The organism is Ruminiclostridium sufflavum DSM 19573 (assembly GCF_003208175.1).
Lineage (GTDB): Bacteria > Bacillota > Clostridia > Acetivibrionales > DSM-1351 > Ruminiclostridium > Ruminiclostridium sufflavum.
On the sequence record NZ_QKMR01000002.1, the window covers coordinates 250,782 to 263,478 of the forward strand.

At 38.3% G+C, this 12,697-nt stretch carries 11 protein-coding genes; all 11 read left to right on the top strand.

Going from position 1 to position 12,697, the window contains the following annotated elements:
- Positions 1-10: 10 nt before the first annotated feature.
- Positions 11-3,223, top strand: a complete 3,213-nt coding sequence (gene carB, locus LY28_RS02515) for a carbamoyl-phosphate synthase large subunit (RefSeq protein WP_110460592.1) — start codon at positions 11-13, stop codon at positions 3,221-3,223.
- A 105-nt stretch (positions 3,224-3,328) separates the two neighbouring features.
- Positions 3,329-4,111: a dihydroorotate dehydrogenase electron transfer subunit gene (locus LY28_RS02520; RefSeq protein WP_110460593.1), complete on the top strand. Its 783-nt coding sequence runs from the start codon at positions 3,329-3,331 to the stop codon at positions 4,109-4,111.
- Between the two features lie 94 nt (positions 4,112-4,205).
- Complete coding sequence (locus tag LY28_RS02525) at positions 4,206-5,126, top strand: dihydroorotate dehydrogenase (protein WP_110460594.1); 921 nt, start codon at positions 4,206-4,208, stop codon at positions 5,124-5,126.
- Positions 5,127-5,181: 55 nt separating this feature from the next.
- The gene (locus tag LY28_RS02530) at positions 5,182-5,883 is read left to right on the top strand and encodes a histidine phosphatase family protein (protein ID WP_110460595.1); all 702 of its coding nucleotides are present in this window, start codon (positions 5,182-5,184) and stop codon (positions 5,881-5,883) included.
- A 38-nt stretch (positions 5,884-5,921) separates the two neighbouring features.
- Positions 5,922-6,776: a phosphoribosyltransferase gene (locus LY28_RS02535; protein WP_110460596.1), complete on the top strand. Its 855-nt coding sequence runs from the start codon at positions 5,922-5,924 to the stop codon at positions 6,774-6,776.
- 342 nt (positions 6,777-7,118) lie between these two features.
- Entirely contained in the window at positions 7,119-7,286 is a 168-nt protein-coding gene (locus LY28_RS19010; protein ID WP_165835468.1) for a hypothetical protein, read from the top strand.
- Positions 7,287-7,444: 158 nt separating this feature from the next.
- Positions 7,445-8,581 (top strand): glucose-1-phosphate adenylyltransferase, encoded by a 1,137-nt coding sequence (locus LY28_RS02540; protein WP_278302449.1) that lies wholly within the window; start codon positions 7,445-7,447, stop codon positions 8,579-8,581.
- 143 nt (positions 8,582-8,724) lie between these two features.
- Positions 8,725-9,423 (top strand): DUF1287 domain-containing protein, encoded by a 699-nt coding sequence (locus tag LY28_RS02545; RefSeq protein ID WP_110460598.1) that lies wholly within the window; start codon positions 8,725-8,727, stop codon positions 9,421-9,423.
- A 104-nt stretch (positions 9,424-9,527) separates the two neighbouring features.
- Complete coding sequence (gene ybaK / locus LY28_RS02550; RefSeq protein ID WP_110460599.1) at positions 9,528-10,004, top strand: Cys-tRNA(Pro) deacylase; 477 nt, start codon at positions 9,528-9,530, stop codon at positions 10,002-10,004.
- A 112-nt stretch (positions 10,005-10,116) separates the two neighbouring features.
- On the top strand, positions 10,117-10,614 hold the full coding sequence (locus tag LY28_RS02555; protein WP_110460600.1) for a hypothetical protein: 498 nt from the start codon (positions 10,117-10,119) through the stop codon (positions 10,612-10,614).
- 332 nt (positions 10,615-10,946) lie between these two features.
- Entirely contained in the window at positions 10,947-12,599 is a 1,653-nt protein-coding gene (locus LY28_RS02560; protein ID WP_110460601.1) for a putative bifunctional diguanylate cyclase/phosphodiesterase, read from the top strand.
- Positions 12,600-12,697: the final 98 nt, after the last annotated feature.

Genomic DNA, 12,697 nt, shown 5'->3' on the forward strand with positions numbered 1-12,697 from the left:
GGAAATATAAATGCCTAAACGTCAAGATATACACAAGGTACTTGTCATCGGGTCAGGCCCGATTATCATAGGACAAGCCGCGGAGTTTGACTATGCCGGTACACAGGCATGTCAAGCACTCAGAGAAGAAGGAATAGAGGTTGTGCTGGTGAACAGTAATCCTGCAACAATCATGACAGATACAAATATAGCTGATAAAGTATATATAGAGCCTCTTAAGGCTGAAGTTGTAAAAAATATAATTATAGCTGAAAAACCTGACAGTATATTACCTACACTTGGAGGCCAGACAGGCTTGAATCTGGCGATGGAATTAGCTGAGTCAGGTTTTTTGCAGGAACAGGGTGTCAAGCTTTTGGGTACTGCAACCGAGGCTATAAAAATGGCTGAGGACAGACAGGATTTCAAGGATACAATGGAACGCATAGGTGAGCCTTGTATTGCCAGCAAGGTGGTAACAACTATTGAGGATGCAATAGCCTTTGCAAAGGAGATAGATTATCCGGTTATTGTAAGGCCTGCCTATACCTTAGGCGGAACAGGCGGCGGTATAGTAAATAATGAGTGTGAGCTTAGAGAAATCGGCGGGAACGGACTGAGGCTAAGCCGCGTTCATCAGGTGCTTATCGAAAAGTGCATATCCGGTTGGAAGGAAATTGAGTATGAGGTAATGAGGGACAGCAAGGGAAATGTAATAACTGTCTGTAACATGGAAAATATTGACCCTGTGGGTGTACATACGGGAGACAGTATAGTTGTCGCTCCTTCACAGACCTTGGCTGATAAGGAGTATCAAATGCTCAGAAGCTCGGCACTGAAAATAATTTCCGCACTTGGAATACAGGGAGGCTGTAATGTACAGTATGCACTGCACCCTACCAGCTATGAGTATGCGGTTATTGAGGTGAATCCAAGAGTAAGCAGGTCCTCGGCCTTGGCATCAAAGGCAACAGGGTATCCTATTGCAAAGGTTGCCTCAAAAATAGCTATAGGATATGGGCTTGATGAAATAAAGAATGCTGTTACAGGCAAGACCTATGCCTGCTTTGAGCCTACCTTGGACTATGTGGTGGTAAAGATACCGAAATGGCCCTTTGACAAGTTTGTAAAGGCACAGAGGACTTTAGGCACGCAAATGAAAGCAACCGGTGAGGTAATGTCTATAAGCAGCTCCTTTGAAGCTGCTCTTATGAAAGCCATCCGTTCGCTTGAACTGGGGATATATACACTTGAACAGAATATATACAAGCAGCTTGACGGAAATGAAATTGTAAAAAAGCTTGAGGATGTAAATGATGAAAGAATTTTTGTAATAGCGGAAGCAATCCGCCGTTCAGTTGAGCTTGAAGAAATTCATAATATAACTAAGATAGATTACTTCTTCCTTTGCAAGATAAAGGAACTGGTGCTTATGGAAGAAAAGCTTAAATCCATGAAGGGTGAGCAGCCGGATAAGGAAGCTTTAAAAAGAGCAAAGAAACTGGGCTTTACTGATGCAGTGATTGCAAAATTTACCGGCACATCAAAGGATGAGATCACAGCCATAAGGAAAAGGCTTGGAATTGTTGCCACCTACAAGATGGTTGATACCTGTGCGGCTGAGTTTGAAGCCCAGACCCCGTACTACTATTCAACCTATGATAATTATTCCGAGGTAAAGCCTTCGGACAGGGAAAAAATTCTGGTATTAGGCTCAGGTCCCATAAGAATCGGTCAGGGGATAGAATTTGATTATTGTTCTGTTCATTCGGTATGGGCGTTAAAAGAAATGGGATATGAGACCATAATAGCAAACAACAACCCAGAGACGGTAAGTACAGACTTTGATACTGCGGACAGGCTGTATTTTGAGCCGCTGACTCCGGAGGATGTCATCAATATTGTCGAGGCGGAAAAGCCAAAGGGTGCCATAGTACAGTTTGGAGGACAGACTGCAATCAAGCTGACAAAAACTCTTGATGATATCGGTGTAAAATTATTCGGAACAGAAGCAAAGGATGTTGATGCTGCAGAGGACAGAGAGAAGTTTGACGAGATACTCGAAAGGACAGGCATCCCAAGACCTCAGGGAAGAACAATTTTTACGCTTGAGGAGGCATTAACGGCTGCAAATGAATTGGGATACCCCGTACTTGTAAGGCCGTCCTATGTACTGGGCGGACAGGGGATGGAAATAGCCTTCAGCGATAAGGATGTCACTGAATTTATGGAAATTATAAATAGGACTGTGCAGGAGCATCCGATACTTATAGACAAATATATGATGGGCAAGGAAATTGAGGTGGATGCAATATGTGACGGAGAAAATATGCTGATTCCGGGAATAATGGAGCATCTGGAAAGAGCCGGAGTTCATTCGGGTGACAGTATTTCAGTCTACCCTTCACAGACACTGAGTGATAAGACAAAAGCCGTTATCGTTGATTATACCGAAAAGCTGGCAAAGGCTCTTAATGTTATAGGCTTGGTAAATATTCAGTATGTTTTGTATAATGATGAGGTTTATGTTATTGAGGTTAATCCGCGTTCAAGCCGTACAGTACCTTATATAAGCAAGGTTACAGGCATTCCTATGGTGGATCTGGCAACAAAGGTTATGATGGGGAAAAAGCTGAGTGATTTTAAATATGGAACAGGCTTGTTTAAAGAGCCGAAATATGTTTCCGTAAAGGTTCCGGTATTTTCCTTTGAAAAGCTGCAGGGAGTGGATACTACTCTTGGCCCTGAAATGAAGTCTACAGGCGAGGTTTTGGGTATAGCTGATAATTTTCCGGAGGCTCTGTACAAGGGTATAATTGCTTCTGGAATAAAATTGCCTAAAAAGGGTGACGGAATATTAATGACAGTCCGGGATACTGATAAGCCTGAATTGGTAGAAATTGCAGAAGGCTTTGAAAAGCTGGGCTTCACACTGTATGGAACCGGTAAGACGGCAAATATGCTCAATCACAAGGGAATAGCAACTAATGCGGTCAAAAAGCTTGATGAGGACTCACCGAATATTTTGGATTTAATTCAGTCAGAAAAAATCGGCTTGATAATTAATACTCCAACAAAGGGCAGAAAGCCTGACAGGGATGGCTTTAAGATAAGAAGAAAGGCTGCTGAAATTTCAATACCCTGCCTTACTTCTCTTGATACGGCAAATGCGATATTAAAGTGCCTCAAGCTGGGCAAAACCGAGGATGAGCTGGAGGTGCTGAACTTAAGCATTTTTGAATAGCTTCAAAAGCTCGAAAACAGAGTTGTACAAACATAATGCTTTTGCGAGACAGAGATTTTTAACGAAAGGCTTTACCAAATTTTTTGTGCCCAAATGGAGGTTAGTATGTCTAAACTTTTAAAAGAGCAGATTTCTGATATGCAAATGCTTTGCGAGGATGTATACAGGATGAAGATAAAATCGGAGTATGTTTCCTTAAACGCAAAGCCCGGTCAATTTGTAAATATTAGGTGCGGCGGCATAGATGCTTTATTGAGAAGGCCTATAAGCATTTGTGATGTTGACAGGGAAAATAACACCTTTGACATAGTATTTCAGATAAAGGGCAAGGGAACGGAAAAGCTATGCCATAAATGTGCCGGTGAGGTTGATATAATGGCTCCCTTGGGGAACCCGTTTTCCCTTGATGACAAATATAAAAGCATATGTGTGGTTGGCGGAGGAATAGGTACCTTTCCTCTTCTGTATCTGCTGAAAAGCAGTACAGCTTCTGAAAAAACAGCATTGATGGGCTTCAGGTCAGAATCCGCTGTAGTGCTGGAGGAACAGTTTAAGGCTGCGGCAAATACCGTTGAAGTGGTCACTGATGATGGAACATACGGAAAGAAGGCTTTTGTAACGGAGCTGCTTGAACAGCGCATACTTGAGCAAAAGCCCGATATAGTTTATACCTGCGGGCCTGCGCCAATGATGAGGAAGGTTGCTGCCATTGCAGAAAAAAGTGATATAGCTTGCCAGGTGTCTATGGAGCAGAGAATGGGCTGCGGCATCGGTGCCTGTCTGGTATGTGCCTGCAAAACAAAGAAAGGCGGCAATGATGACTGGGGATTCAGCCATGTTTGCAAGGACGGACCGGTATTCTGGAGTACGGATGTCTGCTGGGAATAGATATAAACCGTTAAAAATTATTATGGCAGGTAAGGCTTTGAGAAAAATAAACATGCCATGCAAGCTTGGCTATGTCATGGGAGGCTGAATAAAAATTATGAATGAAATAGATTTAAGTGTGGATATAGCAGGAATCGGTTTTGAAAACCCGCTTATAATGGCATCTGGCACATACGGCTTTGGGAAGGAATACGCTGAATATATAGATTTGAATGAGCTTGGGGGCATATCGGTCAAGGGTCTGACCTTGCAGGAAAGAAAGGGAAATCCGCCGCCGAGAATTGCCGAGACTCCTGCCGGTATTATAAACAGCGTAGGATTGCAAAATCCGGGTGTTCATGCTTTTATCAATGAGGATATGCCTTTTCTGAAAAAATATAAAACAAAAATAATTGCAAATATTGCCGGAAATACAGTGGAGGAATATTGTCAGATGGCAGAAATTCTGGGTGCTTCGGAAATAGATGCGATTGAAATGAATGTTTCCTGCCCGAATGTGAAAGCCGGCTGTCTGGCTTTCGGAACCACGCCAAAGGGAATAGAGGAGATAACTTCTGCCGTAAAGAAGTATTGCAGGCAGCCTCTGATTGTCAAGCTTACTCCTAATGTGTCCGATATAAGGTCAATAGCTATGGCGGCTGAAGCGGCAGGAGCCGACAGTATCTCGCTGATAAATACAATATTGGCTTTGGCGGTAGATATTCATAAAAGAAAGCCTGTTCTGGCAAATAATTTTGGTGGAATGTCAGGCCCCGCAGTTAAGCCGATAGCACTCAGAATGGTATATGAAGCGGCTCATGCGGTTAAAATACCTGTTATAGGGATGGGCGGAATTTCTTCCGGTGATGATGCAATTGAATTTTTACTGGCAGGCGCATCAGCTGTGATGGTTGGGACTGCTAATTTTGTTAATCCTGCAGTTCCTGCTGAAATATTAAAAGGAATTAAGGAATACTTTAAAAGATATAAGTATAATAGTATAAATGATATAATCGGAAAGCTGGAATTAAATTAATTTATGTGATGGCAATTGACTTAAAATCCGGTATATATGTCGGTGCGGAGGTAATATGAAAACAAGACTGATATTTGTACGCCATGCGGAAGCAGAGGGAAATTTGAACAGAGTATTTCATGGATGGTATGACAGCAGCATTACGGAAAAAGGACATAAACAAGCCAAGAAGGTAGCGGAGCGATTGGCGGATATACCTATTGATGTAATTTATTCAAGCAGTTTGACGCGCACGCTGCAAACTGCTCAATATATTGCTGATGTAAAGCAGCTTCCTGTAATAAGGACAGATAAAATGAAGGAAATAAACGGGGGAGATTGGGAAAATATTTCATTTGATGATATTCCCAAATTATTTCCAAAGGAAAATTATACCTGGGAGAATGAACCGCATCTGCACAAGATGCCAAACGGTGAGAGCACCGTTGAATTAAATGACAGGCTTATAAAAGAAGTAAAGAGCATAATATCAAAAAATTCAGGCAAAAACATTTGCATTGTTACACATGGCGGAGCAATACGAACAATGCTATGCAGATTTTATGGATGCTCTCTTGAGCATATGAAAAATATTTATTGGCATGATAACACATCGGTTACTGTTGTGGACTATGATGATGAAAAGGATGGATTTGAGGTTTTAATGGAGGGTGACGCCGAGCATCTTGATTTTGAATTAAGTACCGTTCAGAATCAGGAATGGTGGCAGGCTTTTATGGAAGAAAAGAGAAAGCAAAAGAAGATTGATAAGTTTTAATTTGTGAAAGCGGCGAGTTGTCCGGGAGGAGAGAAAAAATGGATAATAATAAATTGATAACCTGGCTTTTCAAGACAAAGGCAGTTAAAGTATGTCCTGAAAATAACCCTTTTTGGTATACCTCATCAAAAATAGGCCCTTACTATATAAACACTCATTTTCTTTATGGCAGTGAAGAGAAAGCTGACAGTCTGCTGAAGGTCATTGATGTTTGCAAGGAAAACATAATGGAGTGCTCGGAGGTTATTCTTGAGCTGGCATATAAGAATTTTGAGTCGGATGAAATTTATAGAGGTCTTATAACGTCAATGTGTGAGTACATAAGAAAAAATATTGATCTGAAAAATATTGGCTATATATCCGGGGGGGAGAGAAGGGATTGGTTCTTTTCCTTAATAATTGCAAATATGCTCAAATTACCCCATATTACAATATTTAAGGATTTATCAGCCGTTATGTATAGTGACGGGATTTCTTCAGAAATAACAGACATAAAAAATGCAAATGTATTACATATAGCCGATATTATTACTGAGGCATCAAGCTATATAAGAGCGTGGATACCGGCTGTAAAGGCGCTTAACGGTAATTTGAAATACAGTCTTGTCGTTGTTGACAGGCTGCAGGGCGGAGCTGATAAGCTTAAAAATGCAGGGGTGGAATCATATGCTCTCATGAAGGTTAATGGAGATTTGTTTGATGGTGCCTTGGAGGAAGGCTGTATAACAGCACCGCAGCATCATATGCTGATGAAATATCTGGAGGATCCCACAGGAACTATGAAGGCCTTCTTGCAAGAGCATCCCGAGTTCTTGGACAATTCACTTAAATCAGATTGTAAAACTTCCGAGCGTGCCAGAATTTGTATTGAACAGAATATATACGAGCTGTAAAGGCTTCGTGACGATATATGTTGTTATTCAGACTTGTTAATAGCATTTTAATTTAAAAACAGGGACTGCTGCATAGTATAGCTTAGTTACAATAAAGGTTCAGGTTATTAATAACCGTTCATTATATGTAATTAAGCTGTTCTTTTGCGGCAGTCTTTTTTTGAAAGTCTGATGTCTGCTGACAAATTTTTAAAAATTGTTTTCTACTCTTAATGGGGATAATGAAATAGAAAATAGATAAAATCTTAAAAGTAGTTCAGCAGCAAAACCGCAGGGAATAAAATTTTAAAAGTAATAGTTTAGAATTTCAGAACATATAATGTTTCGAGGTGATTAAAGTATATGGATGAAACGGAAAAACGGAAGAAGAGTACAGTACTGAATGAGAGCGACCGAAAGGTGCTTTATAAATATGCAAATCACTGTTCGGAAAAACCGGTGCAATTAGCAGGTGTTGAAAATTGCAATACATTAAATAACAAGATCAGAAATACTAATAAGGAGTATTGAATTTGTTTTGACTTTAGGGGGCTTTAGCCGATAGTAATTGACTTTTATAATATATAAAATTTATTTTCTTAAGGAAATTATTTTTTGGGGAGATAAATTTTTATTTGACTAAAAGTCAATTACGGATTAAAAAATAACTACAAAGGAAGATAGTGAATATGAATAAAAGATGTTTGGCTATGGTATTAGCAGGAGGCGGGGGTGAAAGACTAAAGCCTCTTACAAAGAAGTTGGCAAAACCGGCAGTGCTTTTTGGCGGTAAATACAGGATTATTGATTTTGCTTTAAGTAACTGTATTAATTCCGGAATATATACAGTTGGAATAGTTGTTCAATATGAGCCCTTGATTTTAAATTCACATATTAATTCCGGAGGTATATGGGATATGCATAACGGCAGAGGACAAATAACCATACTTCCTCCTTATATGAATGAAAACGGAGGCTGCTGGTATAAGGGAACGGCAAATGCCATATACCAGAATCTTGAGTATATAGATATGTATAATCCGGAGTATATTATAATACTTTCAGCTGATCAGGTGTATAAAATGGACTATTCCTTAATGCTTGATGAGCATGTCAAAAAGGCGGCAGATGTTACGATTGCTGTTACAGGTGTTGATTGGGATGAAGCATGCAGATTTGGTATTATGGAGGTGGAGGATACAGGAAGGATTGTTAAATTTGAAGAAAAGCCAAAGCAGCCCAAGAGTAATCTTGCATCTATGGGAATATATATTTTTAATACTGAATTTTTAAAGAAATGCATTATAGAGGATGAAAACGATAAAAATTCAGCTAACGATTTCGGGAAAAACATACTTCCCAAATTAATGAATTCAGGTGCTAAACTTAATGCATACAAATTTGACGGGTACTGGAGGGATGTGGGTACAGTATACAGCTTTTGGAAAGCACATATGGATTTACTTGAAGAGAATAATAAATTAAACCTCTATGACCCTACATGGAAAATTTATTGTGAACATATTGCCGTACCTCCTTTATATATAAATCATACGGCTAAGGTCAATTCTTCTATGATTGGAGAGGGATGCTATATTCTGGGGGAGGTAACTAATTCAGTAATATTTCCGGGGGTTTTCATTGGAAGGGGAGCACATATAAAGGATTCCGTTATAATGTCAAATGTCAGGGTGGAAGATAATGTTGATATTAACAGAACTATTATTGGAAGTAATTCATGGATTAAAGCAGCAAGTATTGAATATGAAGAAAGCAGCATAGAGGATAGGATATATTATATTGATGAGGGACAGATAATTGAGTAACAAGAGCCTCGGCAAAATATCGGGAAGAAATTATTGTATATTGTAAGGCACCAATTTTAAGCTTATAATAATTATTATGTTTAAAATTATTCTTGCTATGTAGCATCGGCATTTAGCTGTCGTAAAGCAGTTGGAGTGATTAAATGAATAAAAAATTATTAATAGCGTCAATTGCAATAACAATAGGTATAGTAGTGTTGCTAAGCTACAACTTTATTGCTTTTCAAGACGCTTTTTTCTTTATTAAAGGGAAAGTGACTGTTGATAAGGTGATTTGTCAAGGAGACATGGATGGTGACGGGATTTGTGATATGGATGATATTCTTCAGGGAGCATGGCTGGAGGTTTTAAACCATACAAAATATTGCAGCAATTACTATGAGGGCGGCTATCCTCCGAAAAGCGAAGGAGTATGCACCGATGTCATATGGAGAGCCCTCAAGAATGCCGGTTATGATCTGAAAGCAAATATGGATAAGGATATTTTAAAGAATACAAAGGATTACATTAAAGGTGTAGTTGTTCCTGATTCAAATATCGACTTCAGACGTGTCAAAAATCAATATGTTTTTTTTAATAAGTATGCGGTCAGCTTGACAACAGAGGTCAAGCCGTATAATAAGAAGAATTTGTACAAATGGCAGGCAGGGGATATCGTGGTATTAAATAAAAGCGATCATGTTGCGGTTGTGTCGGATAGAAGAAGAAAAGACGGAGTTCCGTATATAATACACAATTCAAGTACTTATCCTATGGAAGAGGATTTACTGCTCAAGTGGAGCAAGGAAAAAAGGATTATCGGTCATTTCCGTTTTCCAGTACCGGAGGCTTTGCTGGAATAAGTATTTTTGGCAAGATTCTAATATTTTATTGTTTCTTAAGATAAAAACATATTATAATAGAAAAGGCTTTAACATTTTAAACATCAGGAAGAAGGTTATCAGCAATGGCAGCAGTAAAAACAAATGTTATGAGGATTTTGGACAGTGCCCATATGGAATATAATATATATACTTATGAAAATACGGACGGAGCGGTGGACGGCGTGTCTGTAGCCAATAAAATAGGGCAGCCGGTTGAAAGGGTTTATAAAACACTTGTTACGAGGGGAGCCAGCAAAAGCTTTTTTGTTTTTGTGATTCCTGTAAGCAAGGAACTTAATTTGAAGGCTGCGGCAAGGTCTGTGGGTGAAAAGTCTATTGAAATGATCAGAATGGATGAAATAAACAAGGTAACCGGTTATATCAGAGGAGGATGTTCACCTATAGGTATGAAGAAGGATTATAAGACTGTAATAGACAGCTCCTGTGAAAATATTGATACAATTATATTCAGCGCAGGGAAGATCGGCTTTCAGGTAGAGCTGCCGCCTCAGGATTTGATAAGCTTTATAGGTGCCGGAACAGGAGCTATAGCAGAGTAGTATTTAACATAAGGAAAATTATAATGTGTGCAGGAAATAGAAAAGGCCGTAAAACTTGGGATAAATTCATCACTTTTGTGCTTGAAGCACAGAGAAAGGAATAGTAGCTGTTATGATAAAAAAATTGGAGCTCATTAGTGCTATTGCAATACTTGGAATTGTTTTTTTTATGCTTGCAGGCTGCGGTGCCGATCCTATAGCCGAGGATATAACAAGCTATATGAATAATCAGATGCCGTCTGTTATTGAATTGCAGAACGAATATTTATCAGCTTTGAATACAATCAGTGAGGCAGGAGGAAGTGACGCTAAAGCTGTGGCCTCCGAATTAAAGGATGAGGTTATTCCGCTTTCTGACCGGCTTATTGAAGCGGCAGAAAAGGTTATTCCTGCAACAGAAGAAATAAAGGCTCTTCATGGCAAGTATATATCAGCAATGACAAAGCAAAACAGCGGATTGGCCAAGATGCTGGAAGGACTTCAGAATAATAATGAGAAGGCGGTAACAAGCGGCAGTCAAATAATATCAGAAGCAAATACGGAATACACAGCTTTTGTTAATGAACTTACTGCTATTGCCAAGGCTCATGGACTGGAAGTAAAAAAGTGATTAATGCAAGGCAGTATCAAAGGAGTTTAGCTTTATATATGCAAGAGATTTTGAAGTAATATTCAAAGCGTATATTATAAATTTTAAAATTAAAAGTCATGTATATAAAGAAATTTTATTTCTGAGTATACATGGCTTTTAATTTTTTTTACAAGACCTATAAATTGTCGAAAAAAAGTCCAAATTATATGAAAAATGTCGAATTTATGTTGATAATAAGTCGAATTTGGTATAAAATTATAAAATAATAGTAAAATTATCTAATCTACGTAATACTTCATCCTTCTAAGTTTAACAAAGTAGACTATTATAGGAACATGAGGTAAAATATTATGAAAATAAAAAATAATCTTAAGCTATTTATAGCTGTAATTACAATATCTATTTTAGCTGCTATGATTTATTTATCAGTTTCACAAATCAGGCAACAGGGGAATAATTACTCGATAAATAGTGATCAGGTGTTTGACATGGGAGTTACCAAAGGCGAAGCTGATAATAAGCCGGTATCTGTTTTTGAAGCTTTTAAGCCGCATAGCTTGAGTATTTTAATATTTGCAGTGTTCTTGATTACACTCCTTATATTAATAAAATACATAAATAAAATGAAAAATATGGGCAATTGGCTTTCAAATTGTAGTAAAGAACTGAGAGAATATAAGAGCAGATATGCATATATATATTTACATGATGTTTTAACTGGGCTGCCTAACAGGAAAGCACTTCTAAATGATGCCGGGGTGATTTTTTCAGAAAAAGAAACAAGAACGGCAGCACTTATTTATATTGATATGGATAATTTCAAATACATAAATGATACTTTGGGACATGAATTCGGAGATGACTTAATTAAGCAGGCAAGTGAAAGGCTATTGCATATTATTAACGGGAAAGGCACTCTCTACAGGCTTGGAGGAGATGAATTTGTTATATTGACGGCTGTTGATAAAAGTGAGGCGGAAGGCTTCTTAGAAAATATAATAGCCGGTTTTAAGGATGAGCTTGTTATAAATGGAGAAACTGTTCATATAAGCCTCAGCATTGGAGTAGCAATGTATCCTGAGCATGGAGACAATATAAACAGCCTGCTTAAGGCTGCCGATATTGCTATGTATAAGGCGAAGGAGAATGGGAAAAGTATATATTCAGAATACAATAATAGTATGAATGCTGCATTCAGTGAAAGAATGAATATTGAAAAGTATCTTCATACAGCAATGAAAAGGGATGAATTTGAATTATACTTTCAGCCGCAGCTTGATTTGAGCAGTAACAAGGTAATAGGCCTTGAGGCATTGGTAAGGTGGAAAAGCCCTGAATTGGGAAATGTCTCTCCAATGAAGTTTATAAAGGTGGCAGAGGATACGCATATGATTATTCCTTTAGGAGAATGGGTGCTAATTCAGGCATGTGATTACTTGAGCCACCTGTTTAAAAGCGGTTATCCCAAAATGGTTATGTCAGTCAATATATCTTCAATTCAAATCTTGCAGGAGGATTTTACGGATAGGGTAACAGAAATTTTGAAATGCTTTAATATTGAGCCTCGATATCTTGAACTGGAAATAACAGAAACAAGACTGATAGAAGCCTTTGATACTGTGTACAATAAGCTGAGGCTTTTAAGCGATATGGGAATAAGAATTGCACTTGATGATTTCGGTAAGGGATATTCGTCTCTTAATTATTTGAATCAGCTGCCCATACATACCTTGAAAATTGATAAATGCTTTATAGATAATGTTTCACTTGAGAATGAAAAGACTGTTGTTACAAAGCATATAATTTCAATGGGTAAAGACATGGGTTTATCTATTGTTGCTGAAGGTGTTGAAATGCAGGAGCAATTGGAATATCTTAAAAAATACCGGTGTGATAAGATGCAGGGATATATTTTTTCAAGACCCCTGCCCAAAAGTGAGCTGGAAAAGTTATTGAAGTCCATGAATTCTGATAAGTTCAAGGCTGTACCCAGAGGCGCATAGTTAACTAAAGGCAATTAAAGTTCTGGGCTTTCACCCCATTTTGTTTTAAATCATCCAGATTTGGGTAATTAATAATATGTTAAATGTTAATAATACCT

Coding starts and splice junctions, on each gene's coding strand:
- LY28_RS02545 (WP_110460598.1), top strand. CDS start 8,725: ATGAATAAAAAATTATTAATAGCGTCAATTGCAATAACAATAGGTATA.
- carB (WP_110460592.1), top strand. CDS start 11: ATGCCTAAACGTCAAGATATACACAAGGTACTTGTCATCGGGTCAGGC.
- ybaK (WP_110460599.1), top strand. CDS start 9,528: ATGGCAGCAGTAAAAACAAATGTTATGAGGATTTTGGACAGTGCCCAT.
- LY28_RS02530 (WP_110460595.1), top strand. CDS start 5,182: ATGAAAACAAGACTGATATTTGTACGCCATGCGGAAGCAGAGGGAAAT.
- LY28_RS02555 (WP_110460600.1), top strand. CDS start 10,117: ATGATAAAAAAATTGGAGCTCATTAGTGCTATTGCAATACTTGGAATT.
- LY28_RS02560 (WP_110460601.1), top strand. CDS start 10,947: ATGAAAATAAAAAATAATCTTAAGCTATTTATAGCTGTAATTACAATA.
- LY28_RS02535 (WP_110460596.1), top strand. CDS start 5,922: ATGGATAATAATAAATTGATAACCTGGCTTTTCAAGACAAAGGCAGTT.
- LY28_RS19010 (WP_165835468.1), top strand. CDS start 7,119: ATGGATGAAACGGAAAAACGGAAGAAGAGTACAGTACTGAATGAGAGC.
- LY28_RS02540 (WP_278302449.1), top strand. CDS start 7,445: ATGAATAAAAGATGTTTGGCTATGGTATTAGCAGGAGGCGGGGGTGAA.
- LY28_RS02520 (WP_110460593.1), top strand. CDS start 3,329: ATGTCTAAACTTTTAAAAGAGCAGATTTCTGATATGCAAATGCTTTGC.